We start from the raw sequence: 24,724 nt of genomic DNA, 5'->3' as shown, positions 1-24,724 counted from the left end.
GGCGCCGGGACGCGGAGCGCTCGGGCGCGGGATCGCGCCGCCTCCGGGGCGGGGCATGCCCTGCGTCGACGAGAAGGGGTTGTTGCCGGGGCGGGGCGTGCCCGGTCGGGCCATGCCCTGCTGCGAGGCGAAGGGGTTGTTGCCGGGGCGGGGCTGGCCGGATGCTGCGGCCGGTCGCGCGGCGCCGTCGCCATCGGCGTCGGTCGCGGTGGGCGCCGCCGGGGCCTCGGGCTGCGGCGCGGGAGCGACGGCCTCGGGCTCGGGTGCGGCGGGAGCCGGAGCGGGGGCCGGAGCCGGGGCCGGCTTCGCGGGGGCCTTGGCGGCCGGAGCCGCGGGGGCCTTGGGCGCGGTGATGCCCTCGGCCTCCAGTGCCGCGCGCAGCTTGCGCGCAACGGGGGGTTCGATCGTCGAGGACGGTCCCTTGACGAATTCGCCGAGCTCTTTGAGCTTCTCGAGGGCGACCTTGCTTTCGATGCCGAGCTCGCTCGCGATCTCGTGCACGCGTGGTTTCGCAGCCACAATTCTCCTGTCTGGGCCTGCACCCGGACAGGGGCAGACCATTAGTGCTGGACGGAACTCATTTCGAGCCGCTCATTAGTTGTCCATGTGCCGATCAGCCTTTTCTTCGGACGATGAAATGGTCATCAGGACGGATGCCGCATCGAGAGGGCCCGCCACCCGCAGCGCGCGGGCCCAGGCCCGCCGCACGGTGGCGGTCTCGACGCAGTCGCGGGTGCCGTGCACCCACGCGCCCCGCCCCGGAAACCGGGCCAGGGCATCCACCACGACCGCTCCGTCGCGCGCCACTACCCTCACAAGGGAGGATCGCGGTGCGCGCTGGCGACAGCCGAGGCAGGTTCTGACGGGTTCCATGTTACCCCCTGCCCTACTCCTCCATGACGGAGTCGGGCTGGATGTCGATCTTCGCGCCCGTCAACTTGGCGGCGAGGCGGGCGTTCTGGCCCTCCTTGCCGATCGCGAGCGAGAGCTGGTAGTCGGGAACGAGGGCCCGCACGGCCTTCGTGGCGGGGTCGATCACGAACGCGCTCGAGACCTTGGCGGGCGAGAGCGCGCTCGCCACGAAGGTCGCCAAGTCGTCGCTGTGGTCGACGATGTCGATCTTCTCGGCGCCGAGCTCGGCCGTGACCGCGCGCACGCGCTGCCCCAGCTCGCCGATGCAGGCGCCCTTGGCGTTGACCCCGGGCTCGAGCGAGCGCACCGCGATCTTGGTGCGGTGCCCCGCCTCGCGCGCGAGCGCCGTGATCTCGACGATGCCGTTGGCGATCTCAGGCACCTCGAGCGCGAAGAGCTTGCGCACGAGCGAAGGATGCGTGCGGCTCACCGTGATCTGCGGGCCCTTGAGCCCCTTCGAGACGCTCGTGACGTAGACGCGGATGCGGCTGCCGTGCGTGTACTCCTCGCCCGGAACCTGCTCTTCCGGCGGCAGGATCGCCTCGACCGCGCCGAGGTCGATGTGGATCATGCGCGGGTTCGGCCCCTGCTGGATGACGCCGGCGACGATGTCTCCCTCGCGCCCCTTGAACTCGCCGAGCACGCGGTCGTCGCCGATGTCGCGCAAGCGCTGGTTGATGACCTGCTTCGCCGCAAAGGCGGCGATGCGGCCGAAGTCGTCGGGGCTGTCGGGGGCCTCGCCGATGAGCATGCCCTCGTCATCGAACTCGGGAACGTACACCGTGACGTGACCGGTCTTGCGATCGAGCTCGACGCGCGGCTGCGGCTGGTCGGCATCGCGCGGCTCGTCGTGGTCGGTGTGCTTGAGGTAGGCCGTGAGGATGGCCTGCTCGATGATCTGCACGAGCTCGTCGAACGGGATCTCCCGCTCGCGCTCCATCATCCTCAGGATGCTCAGGTCGATGTCCACGTGGGGTACCTCCGCTATTCGGTTGAGACTGCGCGCCGAACGGGGGCTCGCGCAGTGCGAGCCCCCACGATACCCGACGGCTAGACGGAGCGGGTGCGGCTGCGCAACGCGCGCGCGCCGAGCACAGCACCGCCGAGCAGCATGAGCAACAGGGCCCCACCGACGAGACCGCGCGGGTCGGTGCCGGTGGCCGGCAGCTCGAGCGAGGGCGTCAGCAGCAGCGACCACGAGGGCATCTCGTCGTCGGTGATGACCCCCTGCTCGGTGGCGTCGATGGTGCCGCCGGAGATGTCGGCGAGCGTGAAGCTCACGAGCATGCCCGCGTCTTCGAACAGCGAATCGGTCGAGTCGTCGAAGACTGCCCAGAAGGTGCCGTCGGTGCCGATCTGCAGCGCCGTGACGTCCGAGCTGCCCTGCAGCGACGGTGCGTCGAGATCACCGAGCGCGGTCAATGCTCCGGTCGCGAGGTCGACGCGGAAGAACTCGTGCGAGTCCTCCTCGAACGCGTAGGCGAGGCCCGTGCTCGGGTCGATCGCGAAGCCGTTCGGCTCGTCGAGCTGCGAGTCGTCGATCGCCGAGATGAGCGAGAATCCGCCGGTCGACAGGTTCAGTGAGAAGAGCGCCAGTTCGTAGAACGTGTCGCCGATCTCGAGCTGCGCCATCATGTACGCGTCGCCGTCCGGGGCGATCGCGAGCCCGAACACCTCGTCGATGTAGTCGAGGTCGGGGGTCGTGAACTCGCCGACCTCAGCGAACCCGCCGGTCGCGGGGTTGACGATCATGAGCAGGTCGTCGCCGCTGTCGTCGTCTTCGAACGGGAAGTACCCGCGGCTGTTCGCGGAGTTCCAGGCGCCCTGTCGTGCGTCGCCGTCGATCTCGGCAGTGGCGATGGGCGCGGCCGCAGCGGTCGACGGGTCGACCCGGAACACGCGGTGCTCGGTGTCGCAGGTGTTCTCCGGGCTGATCGTGAACAGCCACTCGCCCGAGGGCGCCGTCGCGGTCACCGGCGTCTTGGGCTCGCCGGGTGCCGGCGGTGTCGCGGCCTCCCACGTCGAGGCAGCGGGGTTGCCGTCGATGAGCGACGCCAGCACCTGGTTCCACGACACCTGATCGTTGTCGGTGTCGTTGAAGTAGTCCCAGCCTTCGAAGGCGACGCGACCGCTTCCGGCCGTGAACACGCCGACCGCGAGCGACTCGGTGAGCGCACCCGAGCAGTCATCGAGCTCGGAGCCGGCGTACCAGACCGTCAGCGGCGCGAGCTGCTCTGCACTCATGGTGGTCAGGGAGAAGCCGTACGTACCGTTCGCGTCATCGAGCTGCGCCGGAAGCGTGGCGTCGTCGATCCACCGAGGCGCGGGATCGGTGGCGGAACAGTCCACGGCGTCGGCGTAGTCGACGCCGACGGCCTCGCTCATCACCGAGACATGCACGGGATCGCACGCACTGCTCTGCAGCATCACGCCTCCCGCGCGAACCCAGGCGACCAGCGCATCCTTCGCCGCCTCAGAGAGCCACGCGGGAGGAGCGGTCGGGTCGTAGAAGTCGCCCGCCTCCTGCTCGGGAAGCACGAAGACCTCGATGTCGGTCAGCGCCGTCGTCCACGCGGTGTCAGAGCCGTCGCCGCCGTCGAACGGCACCACGTCGTAGCCGCCCGCCGTGAGCGCTGCCGAGATCCACTCGTACTCGCCCCCGTCGACCCCCGGGCTGGTGTCGACCACGCTCGGGTTCGAGAAGACGAGCACGTCGTCACCAGGGGCGGCGGACGCCGGTAGGGGCGTCGCGACGATCGCGAACAGTGCGACGGCCGCGGTCGCAACCGCCAGTCGGGTGGGGCGGGCAGCACGCATGAGGGCTCCTTGAGCAGGGGCGAAAAATATTCAGGCTCACGCTAGTGCACACTCGGCCACAACGACCACGATTCACGGGCGCAGCTTTGCTCATGTTTTCGACGGCCGATGGGGGCCGCGTGCCGACCGGTTGCTAGGAGCGCAGACGCGGCACCACGTCGGCGAGCGCGAGCTCGCTGCGCTCCCCCGTCGCCCGGTTCCAGAACTCGACGATGCCGTCGGCAGCCCCGCGGCCGACCACGACGACGAGCGGCACGCCGATGAGCTCGGCGTCGCCGAACTTCACACCGGGAGAGACCTTCGGCCGGTCGTCGTAGAGGGTGTCGAAGCCGAGGCCGTCGAGCTCGCTCACGAGCGACTCGGCAACCGCGTACGCGAGCTCGTCGCGCCCCGCGGCGACGACGTGCACGTCGAACGGCGCGACCTCGCGCGGCCAGATCAGGCCCTTCTCGTCGTGCGCGTTCTCGGCGATGACGGCGAGGATGCGCGTGACGCCGATGCCGTACGAGCCCATCGTGACCGTGACGAGCTTGCCGTTCTCGTCGAGCACCTGCAGCCCGAGCGCCTCGGCGTACTTGCGGCCGAGCTGGAAGACGTGCCCGATCTCCATGCCGCGCGCCAGCTCGACCGGGCCGCTGCCATCGGGGGCGGGGTCGCCCGCGCGCACCTCGGCGATGTCGACGCGTCCGTCGCCCACGAAGTCGCGCCCGGCGACGAGGTGGTACACGTGCTTCTCGGGTTCGTTGGCGCCCGTGATCCAGGCGGTGCCGTCGCCGACGCGGGGGTCGAGCAGGTACCGGATGCCCGTGGCAGAGATCTCGCCGAGCACGGGCCCGCTCGGGCTCCAGGGCCCGATGTAGCCCTTCACGAGGCCCGGCGCCGCGGCGAAGTCCTCATCGGTCGCGGCCTCGACGGCCGCGGGAGCGAAGGCCACCTCGGCGCGCTTCATGTCGACCTCGCGGTCGCCGGGCACGCCGACGATGACGAGCTCGCTCGCGCCGTCGAGGTGGGTCAGCCGCAGCACGACGTTCTTGAGCGTGTCGCTGGCCGCCCAGGGGCGGTCGGCGCGCGGGTAGCGCTCGTTCGAGAGCGCGACGAGCGTCGCGATCGTGGGCGTCTCGGGCGAGTCGTGGATGACCGCCGCGGGCTCCCCCGACGCATCGACCGGCTCGACCACCGGCACCCGGTAGGCCTCGACGTTGGCGGCGTATCCGCCGGCCGAGCGCACGAAGGTGTCTTCGCCGATCGCGATGGGGTGCAAAAACTCCTCGCTGCGCGAGCCGCCCATGGCGCCCGCGTCGGCCTGCACGATCACGTATTCGAGCCCGAGCCGCGTGAAGATGCGCTCGTAGGCATCGCGCTGGGCCTGGTAGGCGGCGTCGAGCCCGGCATCCGTGTAGTCGAACGAGTAGGCGTCTTTCATCGAGAACTCGCGACCCCGCAGCAGGCCAGCCCGCGGGCGGGCCTCATCGCGGTACTTGTCTTGGATCTGGTAGATCGCGAGCGGCAGGTCTTTGTAGCTGCTGTAGAGGTCTTTCACGAGCAGCGTGAAGACTTCTTCGTGCGTCGGCGCGAGCAGGTAGTCGGCCCCGCGGCGGTCTTTCAGCCGGAAGATGCCGTCGCCGTACTCCTCCCACCGACCGGTGGCCTCGTAGGGCTCGCGCGGCAGCAGGGCCGGGAAGTGCACTTCTTGCGCACCCGCGTTCGCCATCTCCTCGCGGATGACCGCCTCGATGCGGCGGCGCACCTTGAGGCCGAGCGGCAGCCACGCGAAGACGCCAGGCGCCTGGCGACGGATGTAGCCGGCGCGCACGAGCAGCCGGTGGCTGGCGACCTCGGCGTCGGCGGGGTCGTCGCGGAGGGTGCGGAGGAAGAGCTGGGAGAGGCGCGTGGTCACCGGCCAAGACTACTTGGCCCCGACATGCCGTCAGCGTTGCGGTCGCGGCCACCCCCGTTCGGGGGCCAGAATGGAAACAGGCCTGCGAGCGATGGCAAGGGGGGCTTGGATCGCTCGCAGGCCCTTCCCGTCTCGCGAAGACTCGCACGACGGGAAACCCGCACGTCGAAAGAGCCCCCCTGAACGACCCTCGCGGCTCGCACGCACCGCCCCCCGGCGCTCTCAGTCGGCTCCCCCGGCTGATGGTGCCAGCGTACTGACGGGCCTGTCGCGGGGGTCAGTCCCCCGATAGGGGGACACCGCCGCTCACGAACCGCGCAGGTCAGGCCGTGACGACCTCGGGCGACCCGACGGGAGCATCCGGCATCGACGCCGCGAGGCGGTTCGCCTCTTCGATGAGGGTCGCGACGATCTCGTTCTCGGGCACGGTCTTGATGACCTCGCCCTTGACGAAGATCTGGCCCTTGCCGTTGCCCGAGGCGACGCCGAGGTCGGCCTCACGGGCCTCGCCGGGGCCGTTGACGACGCAGCCCATGACGGCCACGCGCAGCGGCACGGTCATGCCCTCGAGGCCCTTCGTGACGTCCTCCGCGAGGGTGTAGACGTCGACCTGGGCGCGGCCGCACGAGGGGCACGACACGATCTCGAGCTTGCGCTCGCGCAGGTTGAGGCTCTCGAGGATCTTGAGCCCGACCTTGACCTCTTCGGCCGGCGGGGCCGAGAGCGAGACGCGGATGGTGTCGCCGATGCCCTCGCTCAGCAGGATGCCGAAGGCCGTGGCGCTCTTGATCGTGCCCTGGAAGGCGGGGCCGGCCTCGGTCACACCGAGGTGCAGCGGCCAGTCGCCCCGCTCGGCGAGCTGACGGTAGGCCTTGACCATGACGATCGGGTCGTTGTGCTTGACCGAGATCTTGAAGTCGTGGAAGTCGTGCTCTTCGAACAGGCTCGCCTCCCACACCGCGCTCTCGACGAGGGCCTCGGCGGTCGGCTTGCCGTACTTCTGCAGCAGGCGCGGGTCGAGCGAGCCGGCGTTCACGCCGATGCGGATGCTCACACCGGCGTCTTTCGCCCGCTTGGCGATCTCGGCCACCTGGTCGTCGAACTTGCGAATGTTGCCGGGGTTGACCCGCACCGCGGCGCACCCCGCGTCGATCGCCTGGTAGACGTACTTGGGCTGGAAGTGGATGTCGGCGATGACCGGGATCTGGCTCTTCTTCGCGATGATGTGCAGCACATCGGCATCGTCTTGACTCGGCACGGCGACGCGCACGATGTCGCAACCCGTCGCGGTGAGCTCGGCGATCTGCTGCAGCGTCGCGTTGATGTCGGTCGTCGGCGTCGTCGTCATCGACTGCACGCTGACCTGGTGGTCGCTGCCCACCATGACCTTGCCGACCTTGATCTGGCGGGTCTTGCGGCGGGGGGCGAGGGTCTCAGCGACCTTGGGCATTCCGAGATTCACAGCGGGCACGGTGCCCAGTGTACGACCCGCGCCTGAACTCGTCTCGACAGCAGCGCTGCTCTCTAGAACAGGCTGATGGGCTTGACGATGTCGGCGTAGATGAGCAGCGCGCTCATGACGCCCAGCACGAGCACGACCGCGAGCGTCACGGGCACGAGCTTGGCGGTGTCGATCGGGCCCGGATCGGGCTTGCCGCGCAGCTTCGCGAACCAGCGCCGCAAGCCCTCCCACAGCGCCCCGGCGACGTGGCCGCCGTCGAGCGGCAGCAGCGGGATGAGGTTGAACACGAAGAGCGCCACGTTGAGCGAGGCGATGAGGCCGGTCAGGAACGAGACGCGCTCGACCACGGGGATCGTGTCGATGCTCGCGATCTCGCCGGCGATACGGCCGACGCCCACGACGCTGATGGGGCCGTTGGGGTCGCGCTCCTCGGGGCCGAAGGCCGCCGCCGCGACATCGATCATGCGCTGCGGCAGGTTGACGATGATGCCGACCACGGCCGAGATGTTGTCGCCCACGGCGGGCAGCACCGCGGTGACGGGCTGCTGCACGGTCTCGTAGGCAGGAGCGATCCCGATGAACCCGACCTGCTGCGTCAGGGCCTCGCCGTCTGCACCCTCGACGACGCGTCCGCGCTCATCGACGACGTAGCGCTCGGTCAGCAGGGGCGTGACGCTCGTGCGCACCGCGGCCCCGTCGCGCTCCACCTCGACGGCGAGCGAGCGGCCGGCCGCGTCGCGCACGACCGCGAGCACGGCATTCCACGATTCGATCGGCTGACCGTCGATCGCGACAATGCGGTCGCCCGGCTGCAGGCCTGCCTCGGCGCCGGGAGCCAGCGGGTCGCCCGCCGCGCACTCCTGCCGCTCGCTCGTCGCCGGCAGCACGCACTCGTTGACGCTGCCGAGCGTCGTCGACGGCTGCGCGACACCGAAGCCCATGAGCACGATGGCGTAGAGCACGATCGCGATGACGAGGTTCATGAACGGCCCGCCGAGCATGATGATGATGCGCTTGCCGACGGGCAGGCGGTAGAAGGTGCGGTGCTCTTCGCCCTCGGGGATCGTGTCGGCCGAGGCGCTGCGCGCGTCTTGCACGAGCGTATCGAAGAAGCCGGTCGAGGCCGTGCGCGCGCGCTGCCCCGCGACGGGCGGGTACATGCCCGCCATCGAGATGTAGCCGCCGAGCGGGATCCATTTGAAGCCGTATTCGGTCTCGCCGCGGCGCCACGAGACGATCGTTCGCCCGAAGCCGATCATGAACTGGCCGACGCGCACGCCGAAGAGCTTCGCGGGCACGAAGTGCCCGAGCTCGTGCAATGCGATCGAGACGACGAGCCCGACGACCACCACGAGGATGCCGACGATGTACAGCAGCACGGACTCCACGAGCGGCACTCTAGCGCCGTCGCCTAAGCGGCAGCGATGCGCGCGTCGGCCTCGCGGCGCGCCCACGCCTCGGCCTCGAGCACGCCCTCGAGCGTCATCGCGAGCGGCTCGTGGCGGTCGACGACGGCGCGCACGGTGTCGACGATGTCGAGATAGCCGATCGACCCGGCGTGGAAGGCGTGCACGGCCTGCTCGTTCGCGGCGTTGAACACGGCGGGGAAGGTCTCGCCCGCCTCCCCCACGTGCTTGGCGAGAGCGACCGCCGGGAACGCCTCGTCATCGAGCGGGGCGAAGGTCCAGGTGGATGCGGTGCTCCAGTCGAGCGGAGCCCCCGCGCCCGCGACGCGGTGCGGCCAGTCGAGCCCGAGCGAGATCGGCAGGCGCATGTCGGGCGGCGAGCACTGCGCGATCGTCGACCCGTCGACGAACTCGACCATGGAGTGCACGATCGACTGCGGGTGCACGGTGACCTCGATGCGGTCGTAGGGCACATCGAACAGCAAGTGTGCTTCGATGACCTCGAGACCCTTGTTCACGAGCGTCGACGAGTTGGTCGTGATGACGGTGCCCATGTCCCACGTCGGGTGTGCGAGCGCCTCGGCCGGCGTCACGCCGGCGAGCGAGGCCCGCGAGCGTCCGCGGAATGGCCCGCCGCTCGCCGTCAGCACGAGCCTGCGCACCTCGTGGCGTTCGCCCGCGAGCAGCGCCTGGGCGATCGCCGAGTGCTCGCTGTCGACCGGCACGATCTGCCCGGGCGCCGCGAGGCTCGTGACGAGCGACCCGCCCACGATCAGGCTCTCCTTGTTCGCGAGAGCCAGGATGCGCCCCGCCTGCAGCGCCGCGAGGGTCGGCGCGAGACCGACCGACCCGGTGATGCCGTTGAGCACCACATCGCAGTGCACGTCGCGCACGAGTTGGGCCGCAGCCTCGGCGCCGAGGGCGACGTGCTCCACAAAGTGGGCTCGCGCCTGGGCCTCGACGAGCTCGCGGTTGCGCCCCGCCGCGAGCCCCACCACGCGGAACCGCTCGGGGTTGGCGGCGATGACCTCGAGCGCCTGCACGCCGATCGAGCCCGTGGAACCCAGAACGATGATGTCGCGCATGGTTCTCATCATGCCCGACGGCGAGCGCGCATCCCCGCCCCGATCGGGGCTACGAGACGATGTCGATGATCGAGACCAGGAACAGCAGGTCTTGCCCGCCGAGCGGGTGCGCCTCGGGGTCGTCGCCGTAGGCCAGCGCGGCGGGGATCGTGACGACGAGGGTCGTACCGACCTGCTGCCCGACGAGCGCCGCCGAGAAGCCCTGGATGACCCCCGTCACCGGGAAGGTCGCGGGCGAGGCGCCGTAGCTCTGGTCGAAGACCTCGCCGGTCTGCCAGCTCGTGCCCTGGTAGTCGACGAGCACGGTCGAGTCAGCGGCGACGACATCGCCGTCGCCCTGCTCGAGCACCGCGAGCAGCAGCTCGTCGGGCGCACCGCCCTCGGGAAGCGTCACGACCGGCGGCGTGGCGCCGAGGTCGATCTCGGGCACGCCCTCGGTCCACTCGCCCGGCGTCACGGGCTCAGGCGGCGTCTCGACCTCGATGACATCGACGACGAAGAGCAGCGACTCGCTGCCCGAGAGCTCGAGGGCCGGCACGCCCTCGGCGCCGAAACCGTCGGCGGGCGGCACGACGATGGCCAGGCGGCTGCCGGGCGTCGAGCACTCGAGCGCCTGCGAGATGCCGACGAACTGCTCGCTCGCCGTGTCGATCGTGAAGGTCGCGGGGGTCGCGCCTCCGAAGCCCGTCGTCTCGATCTCGGCGCCGGTCTCGCCGTTGTAGAGGGTGTACTCGAAGACGATCGTGTCGCCGTTGGCCGCGGCGTCGCCCTCCCCGGCCTCGAGCACGCGGCGCTCGGTCGACTCGGCGGTCAGGGGCGCCTCGAACTCGGTGACGGGCGTGCTGCCGAAGGCGCCGTCGACGCTCACGGCGTCGGCCGCCGCACCGGAGGGCAGGCAGTCGGCGTCGGCGGTCGTGCTCGAGGGGGCGCACGCTGCGAGCGAGACGAGCAGGCCGGCGCTGAGGCCGAGGGCGGTGAACGAAGAGCTGCGGCGCACGGGAGGATCCTCACGATGGAACGGGCACGAAGTCCCCATCCTCCCACGCCTCCCCTAGGACTCCGCTCGGAGCGTGCGGGGTTCGTGCCGCACGGCAAAGCTCACCGAGTTCGCGATGAAGCACAGCTCGCTCGCCCGATGGTGCAGCGCCTCGGCCCGGCGCGCATCCTCAGCATCATGGTGCGAGGCCAGCGTCACGACCGGTCGCAGCGTCGCCTCGATGAGCCGCCCGCCATCACCCTCTTGCTGCAGCGTGCCGCTCGCGGCGTCGTGGTAGTCGACGACGACAATGCCGTTCACGGCCGCGACGTGCAGGTAGCTGAGCATGTGGCACTGCGCGAGGGCGGCGATCACGAGCTCTTCGGGGTTCCAGCGGTCGGAATCGCCGCGGAACACCCGATCGCTCGACCCCGCGATCTCGTGCTGCTTGCCGTCAGCCAGGATGCGGTGGTCGCGACCGTACGACCGGTACGTCGCCGTGCCCTCGCCCCGGTTGCCCGTCCAGCGCACCTCGACCGCGTAGCCGTGCTGATCGTGCATCTCGGGCTCCTCGTCTGCCCAGCCTCGCGCGAGGGGCCGGGAGTACACTCATCCCACCATGACTGACACCCTTTCTGCGCCCGCAGCCCCGTCATTCGAGGGCTCAGCCCACGCCTCCGCGCCCGTCGCGCAAGAGCGCCGAATCGTCACGGCCATCCCCGGCCCCGCCTCGCAGTCGCTGCACGAGCGCCGACTGGCCGTCGTCAGCGCGGGCGTCGGCACCGCCCTGCCCGTCTACATCGACCGCGCGCACGACGCGATCGTCGTCGACGTCGACGGCAACCACTTCATCGACCTCGGCGGCGGCATCGGCGTCATGGGCGTCGGCCACACCAACGACGCCGTCGTCGCGTCCGTGCAGCAGCAGGTCGCCAAGGTCACGCACACGCTCTTCACCGTGACGCCCTACGAGCAGTACGTGCGCGTCGCCGAACTGCTCGTGCAGCACACGCCGGGCGACCACGCCAAGAAGGTCGTGCTCGTCAACTCGGGGGCCGAGGCGCTCGAGAACGCCGTCAAGATCGCGCGCAAGCACACCGGTCGCGCGGGCGTCGCCGTGCTCGACCACGGCTACCACGGCCGCACCAACCTCACGATGGCCATGAACTTCAAGGCCATGCCCTACAACCTGGGCTTCGGGCCGTTCGCGAGCAACGTCTACCACGCTCCCAGTTCATACCCCTTCCACGATGGGCTCTCGGGCGCCGAGGCGGCCACGCGCACGATCTCGTACCTCGAGAAGCGCGTCGGCGCCGCCGACCTGGCCTGCCTCGTCGCCGAGCCCATCCAGGGCGAGGGCGGCTTCATCGTGCCCGCCGATGGATACCTCGTGGCGCTACAGCAGTGGTGCACCGAGAACGGCGTCGTCTTCATCGCCGACGAGGTGCAGTCGGGCGTCGCCCGCACGGGCGCCTACTACGCGAGCGAGCACTTCGGGCTCGTGCCCGACATGATCACGACGGCCAAGGGCATCGCGGGCGGCATGGTGCTCGCGGGCGTCGTGGGCCGTGCCGAGATCATGGACAGCTCGCACGCGGGCGGTCTCGGCGGCACGTACGGCGGCAACCCCGTCGCGTGCGCGGCCGCGATCGCCGTGTTCGAGCAGATCGAGCAGCGCGACCTGCTCGGTGCGGCGACGCGCATCGAATCGGTGCTGAAGCCCCTGCTGCTCGAGCTGCAGGCGAAGCACCCGAGCATCGGCGATGTGCGCGGCATGGGCGCGATGCTCGCGATCGAGTTCGTCGACCCCGAGACCCACGAGCCCGACGCCGCCATCGTCTCGCGCGCCGTCGCGGCCGCCGCCCAGCAGGGCGTGCTGCTGCTGAGCGCGGGCACCTACGGCAACGTCATTCGGTTCCTGCCCGCCCTCACCATCAGCGACGAGCTGCTGCGCGAGGCGGTCGGCGTGCTCGACGCGGCCCTCTCGGCCTGACGCGCCGCGTGACCGGCGGGGCGCGACCGCTCGACGTCGACGGCGTCGTCGAACTGGCTCGCATCGAGCGCTCGGGGCTCATCGAGTCACGCCACCTCGGCGCCGCCGCGATCGTCGACGCCACCGGTCGCGTGCTGCGCGCGGTCGGCGACGTGCGCGCCACGATCTACCCGCGCTCGACCCTCAAGCCCGTGCAGGCGATCGCGCTGCTCGAGCTCGGCGCGCAGTTCGCCGACGACGAGCTCGTGCTCGCGCTCGCGAGCCACTGCGGCAGCCCCGAGCACGTCGCTGTCGTCGAGCGGATGCTGCGCGACGACGGGCGCGATTCGAGCGCCCTGCAGTGCCCGGCCCAGTGGCCCCTCGGCGGCCCGCAGCGCGCCGCCCGACAGGCGCAGGGACTCGGCCCGAGCCGCCTCACCATGAACTGCTCGGGCAAGCATGCCGGCATGCTGCGCGCGAGCGACGCGGTCGGCGGCGACCCTGCCCGCTACCTCGATCCCGACCACCCCGTGCAGGCGCACATTACGGCGGTCATCGAGCGGCTCACCGGCGAGGCCGTGCACCACGAGGGGCGCGACGGCTGCGCCGCCCCGCTGCACGCCACCTCGCTCGCGGGGCTCGCCCTCGCCATCGCCCGCGTCGCCGCCGGGCAGACCCCCGAGGCCGCGCGGGTCATGACCGCCGTGCGCGCCGAGCCGTGGGCGATCGACGGACCCGGCCGCGCGAACACGGTCGTGATCGAGCGCCTCGGCGGCATCGCCAAGCTCGGCGCCGAAGGCCTCGTCGTCATCGGAACGCCCGAGGGCATCGCCGTGGCCGTGAAGGTGCTCGACGGCTCGATGCGCGCGACGACGCCCGTGGCGCTCGCGCTGCTCGCGGCCGCGGGCGGAATCCCGACCGAACTCGCGCACGAGCTCATCGCGCTCACGAGCGAGCGCGTGCTCGCGGGCGACGACGAGGTGGGCGCGCTGCTCGTCAGCATCGACTGACGCGCAGCGCGAATCCCACCCGTCGGTCAGCCTGCTTTCGCCAGCTGGCGGCGGCGCGCGGCCGCTGTGAGCTGGGCGATGAGCACGAGGGCGATCGCGAGGAAGAACACCGCCGAGGCGATGACGTTGGCCTCTGCGGGGATTCCGCGCGCCGCCGCCGTGTAGACGTAGCTCGGGAAGGTCACGTCGGCGCCCCGGTTGAAGTTCGTGATGATGAAGTCGTCGAAACTGAGCGCGAACGACAACAGGGCGGCCGCCACGATGCCCGGCAGCAGCATCGGGAACGTAATGCGCCAGAACACCTGCGTCGGGTTGCCGTAGAGGTCGCGACCGGCCTCTTCGAGCGCCGGGTCGAGGCTCGCCACCCGCGCCCGCACTGTCACGACGACAAAGCTCAAGCAAAACAGCGTGTGAGCCAGGATGATCGTGCCGATGCCCTTCGGCACCCCCGCCTGCAAGAACTGCGCGGCGAGGCCGGCGCCGAGCACGACCTCGGGAGTCGTCATCGGCAAGAAGATCAACAGCGTCGTGGCGTTGCGGAACCGGAACCGGTAGCGCACGAGCGCGAGCGCGATCATGGTGCCGAGGGTCGTGGCGAGCAGCGTCGCAACGACACCGATCAGCACACTGTTGCCGAAGGCCTGGCAGACGGTCTGCGCCTCGCACACTGTGAACCAGTTCTCGAACGTGAAGCCGGTCCAGATGATGTTCGTGCGCCGCGAGTCGTTGAACGAGAACGCGACCGTGTAGGCGATCGGGATGAGCAGGAACACGAACGCCATGGCCGAGTAGACCCAGATGGCGTACTTGCCGAAGCCCCTCACAGCAGCTCCTCCGTTCCGCTGCGCTTCACGTACAGCGCGACGAGCACGAGGATGAACGCCATGAGCAGCAGCGAGAGCGCGGCTGCCGCCGGGAAGTTCTGCAGCACGAGGAAGTTGGTCTCGATCACGTTGCCGATCATGGTCGTGTCGGCCGAGCCGAGGAACTCCCGCGAGGCGTTGATGTAGTCGCCGGCGGCCGGGATGAAGGTCAGCAGCGTGCCTGACATGACTCCCGCCGCCGAGAGCGGCAGGGTCACCGTGCGGAACGTCGTGGCCGGGCTGCCGTAGAGGTCGTTGCCCGCCTCGAGCAGGCGCAGGTCGAGCGACACGAGCGTCGCGTAGATCGGCAGCGTCATGAACGGGATGAAGTTGTAGGTCAGACCGAACACGACCGAGAAGGTCGTCCCCGTGATCGCCTCACCCGGGCCCAGGATTCCGATCGACGACAGGATGCCCGAGACAGGCCCCTCGGTCGAGAAGATCTGCTTCCAGGCCAGGGTGCGCAGCAGGAACGAGATGAAGAAGGGCGCGATCACGAGCACGAGGGCGAGCGATTGCAGTAGCGGGAAGGGCCGCAGCGTGATGCCGATGAAGTAGGCGAGCGGAAAGCCGATGAGTAGCGCGAAGAAGGTCGCGAGCGCGGCGTAGCCGGCCGAGCGCACCGCCTGCTCGCCGTAGGTCTCGATCACCGTCACGTAGTTCTGCCAGTTGAACGCGTTTACGTATTGCCCGAAGAGCAGCGGATCGGGCGCCTGCAGGCTCGTGATGATGAGCGAGATGAGCGGGGTGACGAAGAACAGGATCAGGTAGAAGATGCCGGGCAGCAGCAAGAAGAGCGCGATGGGGCTCTTGCGTCGGGCGACCGGCTCTGCCGCCGCCGTCGAGCTCGAGAAGGCGGTGAAGGCCATGGCCTAGGCCTCCTCGAGTTCCGCTTCGAGGTCTTTGCGGGACTGCACGGCGATCATCGACGTGTCGAGGTCGGCGTGGAACCGCGAGACCGGCTCGCCCTCGGCCTCGTCGGCGAGCCCGAACGCGTGGTCGACGGCCCAGCTGAGCCAGACCGTGTCGCCGTCGTGGTGCAGCGACGAGATCGAGGTGTTCTGCACGAACACCGTGATCGCGCCGTGGTGCGGCACCGTGACTTCGTACTGCGTGCTGACGCCGCTGAACGACACGTCGGTGATGCGGCCGGGGCCGATGACGTTGCGACCCGAGGCCGCCTTCGGCTCGGCGTCGTGCAGCGAGACCTTCTCGGGGCGCACCCCGACCGTCACGTGGCCGCTGTGGCGCTGGGCCCGTGCCAGCGGCACCTCGATCTTCGCGCCCGCCGCGTCGACGACCATCGACGTCGACGAGCTTGAGATCACGTCGCCCGTGAACAGGTTCGACTGGCCCAAGAACTTGGCGACGAACGCGGTGTGCGGCAGTTCGTAGAGCGCTTGCGGCGCCCCCATCTGTTCGATGCGGCCCTTGTTCATGACGGCGACCGTGTCGGCCATCGTCATGGCCTCCTCCTGGTCGTGCGTCACGTGCAGGAAGGTCAGGCCCACCTCGCTCTGGATGTCTTTCAACTCGACCTGCATCTGGCGGCGCAGCTTGAGGTCGAGCGCCCCGAGGGGCTCGTCGAGCAGCAGCAGCGCCGGTCGGTTGACGACCGCGCGGGCGAGTGCGACCCGCTGCTGCTGACCGCCCGAGAGCTGGGTCGGCTTGCGGCCCGCGACGTGGTCGAGCTCGACGAGCTGCAACGCCTCGTGGGCGAGCGACTCGGCGTTCTTGATGCCGCGTCGCTTGAGCCCGAACGAGACGTTCTCGAGGATCGTCATGTGCGGGAACAGCGCGTAGCTCTGGAACACCGTGTTGACGGGGCGCTGGTAGGCCTTCGTCGCGGTGACGTCTTTGCCGCCGATGAGGATGCGGCCCGCGGTGGGCTCCTCGAGTCCGGCGATGAGCCGCAGGGTGGTCGTCTTGCCGCACCCGGAGGGCCCCAGCAGCGCGAAGAAGGATCCTGCCGGAATGGTCAGGTCGAGCTCTTCGATCGCCGTGAAGCCGGGGAACCGCTTGGTGATGCCGACCAGTTCGAGGTCGGCACCAGCCTCGGCGAATCCACCCTGCGGAACATCAGTGTTCGTCACCTCGGTGGTACTCCTTCTGGTGGGGGTGGTCAGGCGCCGAGCAGGATGGCCTGGAAGGCCGCCTGGTACTCGTTCTCCTCCTGGGCCGTGAGCCCGCGGAAGATCTTCGACTGGGCGAGCGTGTCGGCGTTCGGGAAGATGAGCTGGTTCTCGGCGAGCTCGGGGTCGATCGCGATCGCGGCCTCTTGAGCGCCTGCCACGGGGGTGATGTAGTTCACCCACGCAGCGACCTCGGCGGCGACCTCGGGCTCGTAGTAGTAGTTGATGAGCGTCTCGGCGTTGGTCTTGCGCGGCGAGCCGATCGGGATGAGGAAGTTGTCGTTCCACAGCGTCGCGCCGCCCTCGGGCATCACGAACTTCCACTTCTCGTAGCCGGCCTCGAAGTTGAGCACCGTGATGTCGCCCGACCAGCAGATGGCGGCGAGGGTGTCGCCGTTGACCAGGTCTTCGGTGTAGGCGTTGCCGCGCACGTTGCGCACCTGGCCCGATTCGACCTGCGTGCGGAAGATGTCGAGCGCGGCGTTGAACTCGTCGGCGGTGAAGTCGCCCGAGATGTCGACGCCGTTCTCGAGCATGATGACGCCGATCGTGTCGCGCATCTCGGAGAGCACGCCGACGCGGCCGGCCAGGTCGGGGCGCCAGAGGTCGCTCACCGAGCGCACCTCGGCGGTCTCCTCGACGTTGTAGGCGATGCCGGCGAACCCGCCCTGCCACGGCAGCGAGTGCACACGGCCCGGGTCGAACTGCGGGTTCTGCAGGCTCTCGACGAGGTTCGCGGCGTTGGGGATGTTGTCTTTGTTGAGCGGCTGCGTGTAGCCCAACTGGATCCAGCGGTTCACCATCCAGTCGGTGAGGCAGACGGTGTCGGCGCCGATGTCCTGCCCGAGGGCGAGCTGGTCGCGCACCGTCGCGAAGTACGAGTTGTTGTCGTCGACCGTCACGAGGTAGTTGACGTCGATGCCGAACTCCTCCTCGAACGCCAGGAGGGTCGGGTAGTTGCCGTCGTCGTCCTCGTCGATGTAGAACGGCCAGTTGGCCCAGTTGAGGGTCTTGTCGGTGGCCGACTGGTCCTCGGCCGGCGAGAGCTCGGTCGTGCCGCCGGTCGTGCAGGCAGCGAGAGCGAGAGCGGTGGCACCGGCGCCCGTGCCCGCGAGCATGGTGCGGCGCGAGAGCTGCGCCCGCTTCGCCTGCGCGATGAGGCTGCGGATCATCGGGTCTTCGGGAAGGGGACGGGTCATGGCGTGCTCCTCAGTCGATTGCCGGTACATCGGTGTCCGAACCGCGCGGGGACGGTGCGACGATACTGTCACACGCCATAGGCGCATCGCACCCCTGAACGCTCGATTCATCCATCTCGAAACACAAATGTCACGAAATCAGCACTTCCAGGCAAAAAAGAGTGCGGAATCCATTGCCTCGAGCCGCTACGCTGGTGCCGCAACGCAGCGCGGCGGTGTCGATTCCCGGTCGCGCGTCCATCGCGAGGAGAACTGATGAGAATCGCCGTTCCGGCAGAGGTCAAGAACAACGAGTACCGCGTCGCGATCACGCCCGCCGGTGTGCACGACCTGGTGGCGAACGGCCACGAGGTGCTCGTGCAGGCGGGCGCGGGCCTCGGTTCGTCGATCACCGACGACGAATACGCCGCCCAGGGAGCCCGCATCGTCGCCGACGCCGCGACCGCCTGGGGCGAGGCCGATCTGCTGCTCAAGGTGAAAGAGCCCATCGCGTCGGAGTACGCGCACTTCCGGCCCGGAATGCTGCTCTTCACCTACCTGCACCTCGCCGCCGAGAAAGAGCTCACGCACGCCCTGCTCGACACGCACGTCACGGCGATCGCCTACGAGACCGTGCAGCTGCCCTCGCGCGCCCTGCCGCTGCTCGCCCCCATGAGCGAGGTCGCCGGTCGGCTCGCCCCCATCGTCGGCGCGAACGCGATGATGCGTCCCCACGGCGGACCGGGACTTCTGGTGCCCGGGGTGCCCGGCACCGACCCGGCGAACATCGTCGTGCTCGGCGGCGGGGTCGCGGGCACGAACGCCGTCGCGATGGCCGTGGGGCTCGGTGCCGAGGTCACGGTGCTCGACACCAACATCCAGCGCCTGCGCGAGCTCGACGCCCTGTACAGCGGGCGCATCCGCACGATCGCCTCGAACGGCTACGAGATCGAGAAGGCGGCCGTGCAGGCCGACATGCTCATCGGCTCGGTGCTCATCCCCGGGGCGAAGGCCCCCAAGCTCGTCAGCAACGACCTCGTCTCGCGCATGAAGCCCGGCAGCGTGCTCGTCGACATCGCCGTCGACCAGGGCGGCTGCTTCGCCGACACCCGGCCGACGACGCACGCCGACCCGACCTTCCGAGTGCACGACAGCATCTTCTACTGCGTCGCGAACATGCCGGGCGCCGTGCCGACCACATCGACGTACGCGCTCACCAACGCGACCATGCCCTACGTGCGCGCCATCGCGAACCACGGGTGGCAGTCCGCGCTGCAGGCCGATGCCGCGCTCGCGCTCGGACTCAACACCCACGCGGGCTCGGTGACGAACGACGCCGTCGCGACCGCGCACGGCCTCGACTCGGTGTCGCTCGCGAGCGCCATCGCGTGATCTCGGCGGCGGGGTGACGGGCCGTGCGCCCGCCACCCTGCTCCGGGGCCGAGCCGGTGTCGGCCGTCATCCTGCCGCGAGCGGGCTCCATCGACGCCGTTCGACACCCTCGCCCGGCGCCACCACCCAGACCTCGCCGCGCTCGAGTACGAGCGGCGGCAGCGACGCGCGCAGGCCGAGCAGGGCGCGCACGTCGGCGGCATCGGCGTGCGCGATGACGATCTGGGTCGCGCGCTTCGCCTCGCTCAGCGCAGGCCAGGCCGCGTGCCAGGCATCGGGATCAGCGACGAACACCCGCCCCGCGGGCCGGTCGATGGCCACCGCCCTGTCGCCACGAGCCGGGTCGACGAGGTCGCGCAGCTCACGGTGGTCGCGCAGCTCGGTGAGGTCGCGCACGACGCGATGATCGGGATGCGCGGCTGCGACCGCCGCTGCGACCGCAGCCGCTCGGCGCGTGATCACGAGGGCATCGCCCCCGGGCGACGGATTCCACGGTGCGACGGTCACGGGTTCCGGCGCCAGCGGAACGCCTCCCTCATCGAGCACCTGCACCTGCAGGTCGTGCCACCACCCGCGCCCTGGAGGGGCCGCACGATCGAACAGCCCCCGGGGCGCACCTGCGAGCTGGTGATCCTCGGCGTCGGCGGCTCGCAGCAGCACTCGCGACTCGAACCGGGCGCCGAGCACCGATCGGGCTGCCGAGACGGGGCCGACGGCGGCCGCGGCACCGCCTCCGGCGCGACGCAGCCCCCGCACGGCCGAGTCCCAGCGCTGCAGCAGGTCGGCGCCGAGCTCGGCCGCCTCAGCGACGAGCAGGTCGAGATCGTCGGCGAGCAGCAGGGTGGCGGCGGGTGGTCGCTCGGCGAGCCGCTCGAGCAGCTGCCACGCGTCAGCGACCAGGGTCGGCACGACGACCGTGGACGCCCCGGCCCGCTGGGCGGCGTGCTGCAGCGCGAGCAGCGTCGTCGTTCGCCCGCTGCGGCTCGCCCCCGCGATCGCGAGTGCGCCGTCGCGCGTCGGCAGATACAGCGCGGGCAGGCGTCGCAACTCGGCCGGATCGTCGAGCACGCCGAAGGCGAGGGGCGGCAGCGAATCGGGGCCATCGACGGTATCACTCGAGCACGGCAGCTCCCCGTCATCGTGAGCGAGCGACGCGAGCTGATCGTGGTCGATGCGGGTCGGCAGGGGCGGCAGCCATGGTGACACGATCGCGGACCCCGACCCCCAGCGCGCGGCGACTGCCGCGATGTCGGCCTCGTCGACGACCGCGACCTGCAGCGCCCTCGCGCCCGCAGCATCCACGACGAGCGCGCGCCCGGGCGGTGCCGCGGCGATCTCGGCCGCATCGCGGCCGATGAACGCCGAGGCCGCTGCAGTCGAGAGGCGGAACGCGATGCGCACGGCGCAGTTCGCGGCGACCGCATCGCGCACGACGCCCGCCGGGTGCTGCGTGCCGAGCACGAGGTGCACGCCGAGTGAGCGACCCCGTGCCGAGAGGTCGGCGAAGGGGGCGTGCAGCTCAGGAAAAGCATCCATCAGCGCAGCGAACTCGTCGACGAGCACGACGAGTCGGGCGAGCAGGCCCGGACGATCGGCGACGTCGCGCACCCCCGCCTCGACGAGGACGCGCTCGCGTCGCCGCAGCTCGGCCTTGACGCTCAGCAGCGTGCGCTGGGCCACGAGCGGGTCGAGGTCGGTGACGAGCCCGATGACGTGCGGCAGCCGTGCGAGCTCGGCGAAGGTCGCCCCGCCCTTGAAGTCGACGAGCAGCAGCTGCAGAGCACTCGGGGGGTGGCGCGCGGCCCAGCCGAGCGCGAGCGTGCGCAAGAACTCGCTCTTGCCACTGCCCGTCGTGCCACCAACCAGCGCGTGCGGCCCCGAGCGCTCGAGATCGAGACCGACGATGCCGTGACCACCGACACCGATCGGCACGCCGTCGACAACCTCGCCCTCGCGATCGAGCTCGCCCCACCGCACGCTGTCGGGGGGCGTGGCCGCCGCCGACCGCGCCGAGACGTACTGCTCGAGCTGCCGCAGACTCGCGAGCTCGGGTCGCACCTCGACAGGCTCGCGACCCGGCACGTGCAGCAGGACGCGCGTCGCTGAGAGCACCCGCACCACGGTCGCCATCGCCGACCGGGGTGCCTGCGGCTCGCCGCGCTCGACGGCGACGTCGCACTCGAGCTGCAGGCGGCGGGCGAGCGACTCGGCGACGATGCCCTCGCCCTGCAGCAGAACCGGACCGCGAGGCACGACCACGGGAAGTGCGGGGTGCCGGCGGGCCCGCTCGAGCATTCCCCGCAACCGCTCATCGATCTGCGGGTCGTCGCACGGCGGGGGCGCATCCGGTGCCGTCGTGCTCGCCGATGGCGCCGTGCCGATGCGCATGGCTCGGTGCTCTCCCACTTCGATGCCGGAGTCGCGCGGGTGGCGCTCGTCGAACGCCGCGCGCTCGTCGGCGTGCGCTCGCGTGATGGCGAGCTCGTACTGCTCGCACTCGCGCTCGAACCGCGCGGCCTCGTCACGCAGCGCCCGGCGAGCGTGGCGACGCCCGTCGAGCACGGTCGCGATCGCGATGATCGGGCTGAGTACCGCGAAGATCAGCACGAACGGCGAGCCTGTGACGAGTCCGATGATCACGGCGCCCACGAGCGGCGCGACGACGGCGATGAGCGGAAACGGCGTGCGCGCGGGGGGTCGGGGCGCGGCGGGGAGCGGAGGCAGCCGATGCATCGGCCCAGCACATCACGCGATACGGGGCCGCTCGCGAGAGGAGGACGCCATCTCGAGCGCGTGCCCTCGCGCCACGGTGTGGGGAGGAGAAGTGCTCAGCTGACCACGACGAACTGCTCGCCGATATCGATGCGCGTGCCGCGCACGATCGGGTAGCGCCGGCCCGGCTCGCACGGCCGCGGCTCGGCGCCCGGCTCGCGGATGACCGATCCGTTGCCCGAGTGCCGATCGCTGAACCAGAAGACACCGGCCTCCTGCCCGAACTCAAAGTGCGTCTTCGAGACAGACCGCCCCGGATCGACGATCGCGACGAGGTGGTCGACGTACTCCCCTGGCTCGGGGTGCGGGTTGCGCCCGGCGAGGCCCGAACCGAGCACGGTGTAGCTCTCGCCGGTGCTGAACTGCAGCACGAACCGCGATCCGCCCGTGCCACGCGGCACGATGCGGGTGCTCTCGACGTCGGGGGCGACGGGCGGGGTCGGAGGCGGAACCGGCACCGGCATGGGCTGCGCCATCAGGTGCGGGACCGGCTGCGGCGCCGCGGGAACGGATGGGGCGGGCGCCTCAGAGACCACCGGCGGCGGCGCCGCGGGCCGCGGGGGCGTGGTCATCGCAGGGAGCGGCGGCGGGGTCACCGCGGGGAGCGGCGGCGGGGTCACCGCGGGCGGCGGCGCGTCCATGACGAGCCGCTCGATGATGCGGGTGTCACCGGGCAGCGGCGACCCGCACTCGGCGCAGTACCGGTCGTCTGGCTCGCGCGCGGCACCGCAGACCGTGCACGGTGCGAGGTCGTGAACTGCAGCGGGCTCGACCGCCGCCGGCGAGTCGATCGACAGCGGGCCATCGGCCGACCACGGCACCGCATCCGGTGCGGTCTGCTGCGCGGGCAGGGCGGGCTCGTCGCGCCCGGGCCCGGGATCGGGTTCGTCGCGCACAGAATCGTCGCGCGCAGGACGGTCGAGCACAAGCAGCGGCTCTGGTTCATCACGCTCGGCCTCGTCGAGCGACAGCTCGTCGAGCACCGACTGGCCGGGGGTCGTGACGGGCAGGGGTGCCGTGACGGGGGCGGTCGGGCGCTCGACGACACGAGGCACGACGGCCGGCGCCGAGACCGAGCGGCCGCATTCGCCGCAGAAGAGGGCGAACGGCGGCAGGGCGGCCCCGCAGTGCTGGCACATCACGATGCCCGACCCCCCGTCGTTCGTCGCCGCTCAGGATACCGGCGCAACGACCGCGGCGAGATCGCCGCTCGCCACCGCTCTCGGCGGGTGCGTCCCTCGGCGAGGGATGCCCGCAGCGCGTCCGCCGTCGCCCACACCCGGTCGGCATCGGTCGAAGCGGGTGCCTCGGGCGCGTAGACGGCCCGGTCGGCGACACGCGCGAGCACGAGAGCCTGAGGTCGCCCGATCGCCGCCGCGACCTCGGAGCGCGTCGCCGCAGGCGGCAGCGGCACTCCCAGATCGATCGCCTCATCGGTGACATCGCGCCAGCCGCCGAGGATGCGGGCCGCCGGGTCGGCCGCCGAGCGACGCCGCCGCCGCCGGCGAGCCTTCGCGGCGGCGATCACGACGAAGGGCGAGGCGATGAGACCGGCCACGAGCAGCACGGGACCGACGATGGCGAGCACGGCGAGCACGGCCTGCCAGAAGGGGTCGATGCCGGGATCATCGAGCTGCTCGATCTCAGGCGGAGCCAGCTCGTCGAGCGGCGGCGGGTCATCGACGGGGGGTGGAACGGCGTTCTGCGGGCGCGAGACGGGCACGGGCTCATCGGGCTCGGTGGGCGGGATCTCGCGGCGGTCGGGCACGACGTCGACCGCGACCCATCCCGAACCGGCCGTCGAGATCTCGACCCAGGCGGTGCGATCGCTCTCGAGCAGCGTCACAGCGCCCGGCTCGTCGATCGGCCCGAAACCGAGCACGACCCGCGAGGCGAATCCGAGCTCGCGCGCGATGAGGGCGGCCGCGACGGCGTACTGCTCGGCATCGCCGACCATGGGCCGATCGGTCACGAGCTGGGCGATGCGCTCGACCGAGTGCCCCGAGCGGCTGGGCGCTTCGTCATCGCCGACACCATGGCTCAGGTAGCCCTGCTGCCGCAGCGTCTCGAGCGCACGGTCGAGCCGCGGCCCCGAGCCCTCGGTTCCCGTGACGACGTCGGCGACCCAGGTGCTGAGCGCCTCGGGGATCTCGGTGATCGCCGGCACGTCGGCATCGCCGGGCACGGCGTCGCCGAGTGCGGATGCCGCGCGCGCGGGCACGACGACGTCGAGCGTGTACTGCAGACCGTCGGGCACCCCGCCGACGAAGGCCGCCGTTCCCGTCGCGGCGTTGAAGACGAAGCGGTCGCGCAGATCGGCCGCGTCATCGCCCGCGATGGTGATCGCTCCGAACTCGCCGATCGTCGGCAGCCAGACGCCCGTGGTGCGCGCCACCGCGACCGTGACGCTCGCGGGCGATCCGTCGATCGCGGCGAGGTCGCGCCGGGTGGGGATGCGCACGAAGCGCCCGGAGGCGCTGTCGACGAGGTCGCTGCCGACCGCGAAGACGGTGCCGTCATAGCTGTCGAGCACGGCGAGGCGGATGCGGGCGCCCGCGGGCGCACCCGTCACGACGAGCGCGGTGTCGTCGGCGATCGCGGGGTCGAACGAGGCCCGGTAGGCCGCGAGGGGGCTCGGCTCGTCGAGCGGATCGAACGGGCGTTCGGCGGTCGTGCGCAGAACCGTGCGCTCGCCCGGCGGCGGCGCGGGAGGTGGGGGCGCTTCCTCGGGCGGAGCGCTCTGGAGCAGCAGCAGCACGGGCAGCAGCGGGCCCATCTACAGCCCCTCGCACACGTTCTGCGCCGCCGTGTCGAGGAACGGCGCAAAGGGGCAATTGACGTAGCGCAGCC

20 protein-coding genes are annotated in these 24,724 nt (G+C 70.7%); 3 read left to right on the top strand and 17 right to left on the bottom strand.

Translation table 11 applies throughout. The annotated features are described in order from the left end of the window. The 10 genes from ACK4HH_RS12125 to ACK4HH_RS12080 all read right to left on the bottom strand — a co-directional run. A partial coding sequence (locus ACK4HH_RS12125; RefSeq protein ID WP_409652288.1) for a translation initiation factor IF-2 N-terminal domain-containing protein occupies positions 1-561 on the bottom strand: 561 nt, incomplete at its 3' end. A 33-nt stretch (positions 562-594) separates the two neighbouring features. Next, complete coding sequence (locus ACK4HH_RS12120) at positions 595-873, bottom strand: YlxR family protein (protein WP_409652286.1); 279 nt, start codon at positions 871-873, stop codon at positions 595-597. Between the two features lie 13 nt (positions 874-886). Next, the gene (gene nusA / locus ACK4HH_RS12115) at positions 887-1,882 is read right to left on the bottom strand and encodes a transcription termination factor NusA (RefSeq protein WP_409652283.1); all 996 of its coding nucleotides are present in this window, start codon (positions 1,880-1,882) and stop codon (positions 887-889) included. An 80-nt stretch (positions 1,883-1,962) separates the two neighbouring features. Then, on the bottom strand, positions 1,963-3,729 hold the full coding sequence (locus ACK4HH_RS12110) for a hypothetical protein (RefSeq protein ID WP_409652280.1): 1,767 nt from the start codon (positions 3,727-3,729) through the stop codon (positions 1,963-1,965). 133 nt (positions 3,730-3,862) lie between these two features. After that, a complete protein-coding gene (locus ACK4HH_RS12105; RefSeq protein WP_409652277.1) occupies positions 3,863-5,626 on the bottom strand; it encodes a proline--tRNA ligase in 1,764 nt (587 codons plus the stop codon). Positions 5,627-5,948: 322 nt separating this feature from the next. After that, on the bottom strand, positions 5,949-7,097 hold the full coding sequence (gene ispG, locus ACK4HH_RS12100; RefSeq protein ID WP_409652274.1) for a flavodoxin-dependent (E)-4-hydroxy-3-methylbut-2-enyl-diphosphate synthase: 1,149 nt from the start codon (positions 7,095-7,097) through the stop codon (positions 5,949-5,951). A gap of 53 nt (positions 7,098-7,150) precedes the next feature. Beyond that, complete coding sequence (locus ACK4HH_RS12095; RefSeq protein ID WP_409652271.1) at positions 7,151-8,476, bottom strand: M50 family metallopeptidase; 1,326 nt, start codon at positions 8,474-8,476, stop codon at positions 7,151-7,153. A gap of 23 nt (positions 8,477-8,499) precedes the next feature. Further along, the gene (dxr, locus tag ACK4HH_RS12090) at positions 8,500-9,579 is read right to left on the bottom strand and encodes a 1-deoxy-D-xylulose-5-phosphate reductoisomerase (RefSeq protein WP_409652269.1); all 1,080 of its coding nucleotides are present in this window, start codon (positions 9,577-9,579) and stop codon (positions 8,500-8,502) included. 49 nt (positions 9,580-9,628) lie between these two features. Continuing rightward, positions 9,629-10,576, bottom strand: coding sequence for an FKBP-type peptidyl-prolyl cis-trans isomerase (locus ACK4HH_RS12085; RefSeq protein WP_409652266.1), 948 nt, complete (start codon positions 10,574-10,576; stop codon positions 9,629-9,631). Between the two features lie 54 nt (positions 10,577-10,630). Then, a complete protein-coding gene (locus tag ACK4HH_RS12080) occupies positions 10,631-11,116 on the bottom strand; it encodes an OsmC family protein (RefSeq protein WP_409652264.1) in 486 nt (161 codons plus the stop codon). A gap of 58 nt (positions 11,117-11,174) precedes the next feature. On the opposite strand from ACK4HH_RS12080, the gene gabT reads away from it, so the two are divergent. Further along, positions 11,175-12,548: a 4-aminobutyrate--2-oxoglutarate transaminase gene (gabT, locus tag ACK4HH_RS12075; RefSeq protein WP_409652261.1), complete on the top strand. Its 1,374-nt coding sequence runs from the start codon at positions 11,175-11,177 to the stop codon at positions 12,546-12,548. 8 nt (positions 12,549-12,556) lie between these two features. Further along, the gene (locus ACK4HH_RS12070) at positions 12,557-13,537 is read left to right on the top strand and encodes an asparaginase (RefSeq protein WP_409652258.1); all 981 of its coding nucleotides are present in this window, start codon (positions 12,557-12,559) and stop codon (positions 13,535-13,537) included. Between the two features lie 26 nt (positions 13,538-13,563). Here ACK4HH_RS12070 and ACK4HH_RS12065 read toward each other — a convergent pair whose 3' ends face one another. The 4 genes from ACK4HH_RS12065 to ACK4HH_RS12050 are packed head-to-tail and all read right to left on the bottom strand — an operon-like array spanning position 13,564 to position 17,731. Beyond that, positions 13,564-14,319, bottom strand: coding sequence for an ABC transporter permease (locus ACK4HH_RS12065; RefSeq protein WP_409652293.1), 756 nt, complete (start codon positions 14,317-14,319; stop codon positions 13,564-13,566). 38 nt (positions 14,320-14,357) lie between these two features. Next, positions 14,358-15,269 (bottom strand): ABC transporter permease, encoded by a 912-nt coding sequence (locus tag ACK4HH_RS12060; protein WP_409652255.1) that lies wholly within the window; start codon positions 15,267-15,269, stop codon positions 14,358-14,360. Positions 15,270-15,272: 3 nt separating this feature from the next. Beyond that, positions 15,273-16,493, bottom strand: a complete 1,221-nt coding sequence (locus tag ACK4HH_RS12055) for an ABC transporter ATP-binding protein (protein WP_409652253.1) — start codon at positions 16,491-16,493, stop codon at positions 15,273-15,275. A 29-nt stretch (positions 16,494-16,522) separates the two neighbouring features. Next, a complete protein-coding gene (locus ACK4HH_RS12050; RefSeq protein ID WP_409652250.1) occupies positions 16,523-17,731 on the bottom strand; it encodes a PotD/PotF family extracellular solute-binding protein in 1,209 nt (402 codons plus the stop codon). A 255-nt stretch (positions 17,732-17,986) separates the two neighbouring features. Here ACK4HH_RS12050 and ald point away from each other — a divergent pair, with 255 nt between their 5' ends. After that, positions 17,987-19,102, top strand: coding sequence for an alanine dehydrogenase (gene ald, locus ACK4HH_RS12045; RefSeq protein WP_409652247.1), 1,116 nt, complete (start codon positions 17,987-17,989; stop codon positions 19,100-19,102). Positions 19,103-19,168: 66 nt separating this feature from the next. Here the strand turns inward: ald and ACK4HH_RS12040 are convergent, their stop codons facing one another. The 3 genes from ACK4HH_RS12040 to ACK4HH_RS12030 form a co-directional block, all read right to left on the bottom strand. Further along, the gene (locus ACK4HH_RS12040) at positions 19,169-21,835 is read right to left on the bottom strand and encodes an FtsK/SpoIIIE domain-containing protein (protein ID WP_409652245.1); all 2,667 of its coding nucleotides are present in this window, start codon (positions 21,833-21,835) and stop codon (positions 19,169-19,171) included. A 95-nt stretch (positions 21,836-21,930) separates the two neighbouring features. Beyond that, complete coding sequence (locus tag ACK4HH_RS12035) at positions 21,931-23,013, bottom strand: zinc-ribbon domain-containing protein (protein ID WP_409652291.1); 1,083 nt, start codon at positions 23,011-23,013, stop codon at positions 21,931-21,933. Further along, positions 23,013-24,650 carry a transglutaminase-like domain-containing protein gene (locus ACK4HH_RS12030; RefSeq protein ID WP_409652242.1) on the bottom strand — a complete coding sequence of 546 codons (1,638 nt, stop codon included), beginning with the start codon at positions 24,648-24,650 and terminating at the stop codon, positions 23,013-23,015. The genes ACK4HH_RS12035 and ACK4HH_RS12030 overlap by 1 nt, the downstream gene beginning before the upstream one ends. Positions 24,651-24,724: the final 74 nt, after the last annotated feature.

Origin of the sequence: Microcella sp. (genome assembly GCF_046296455.1) — a bacterium.
GTDB lineage: Bacteria > Actinomycetota > Actinomycetes > Actinomycetales > Microbacteriaceae > Microcella.
The sequence above is the reverse complement of the archived record's forward strand: the minus strand, read 5'-3'. Positions and strand labels throughout refer to the sequence as shown.

Excerpts from the sequence above, each read along its gene's own strand:
- ACK4HH_RS12120 (WP_409652286.1), bottom strand. The coding sequence starts at position 873 with ATGGAACCCGTCAGAACCTGCCTCGGCTGTCGCCAGCGCGCACCGCGA.
- ald (WP_409652247.1), top strand. The coding sequence starts at position 17,987 with ATGAGAATCGCCGTTCCGGCAGAGGTCAAGAACAACGAGTACCGCGTC.
- ACK4HH_RS12060 (WP_409652255.1), bottom strand. The coding sequence starts at position 15,269 with ATGGCCTTCACCGCCTTCTCGAGCTCGACGGCGGCGGCAGAGCCGGTC.
- ACK4HH_RS12050 (WP_409652250.1), bottom strand. The coding sequence starts at position 17,731 with ATGACCCGTCCCCTTCCCGAAGACCCGATGATCCGCAGCCTCATCGCG.
- dxr (WP_409652269.1), bottom strand. The coding sequence starts at position 9,579 with ATGCGCGACATCATCGTTCTGGGTTCCACGGGCTCGATCGGCGTGCAG.
- ACK4HH_RS12065 (WP_409652293.1), bottom strand. The coding sequence starts at position 14,319 with ATGGCGTTCGTGTTCCTGCTCATCCCGATCGCCTACACGGTCGCGTTC.
- ACK4HH_RS12110 (WP_409652280.1), bottom strand. The coding sequence starts at position 3,729 with ATGCGTGCTGCCCGCCCCACCCGACTGGCGGTTGCGACCGCGGCCGTC.
- ACK4HH_RS12080 (WP_409652264.1), bottom strand. The coding sequence starts at position 11,116 with ATGCACGATCAGCACGGCTACGCGGTCGAGGTGCGCTGGACGGGCAAC.
- ACK4HH_RS12040 (WP_409652245.1), bottom strand. The coding sequence starts at position 21,835 with ATGCATCGGCTGCCTCCGCTCCCCGCCGCGCCCCGACCCCCCGCGCGC.
- ACK4HH_RS12030 (WP_409652242.1), bottom strand. The coding sequence starts at position 24,650 with ATGGGCCCGCTGCTGCCCGTGCTGCTGCTGCTCCAGAGCGCTCCGCCC.
- gabT (WP_409652261.1), top strand. The coding sequence starts at position 11,175 with ATGACTGACACCCTTTCTGCGCCCGCAGCCCCGTCATTCGAGGGCTCA.
- ACK4HH_RS12035 (WP_409652291.1), bottom strand. The coding sequence starts at position 23,013 with ATGTGCCAGCACTGCGGGGCCGCCCTGCCGCCGTTCGCCCTCTTCTGC.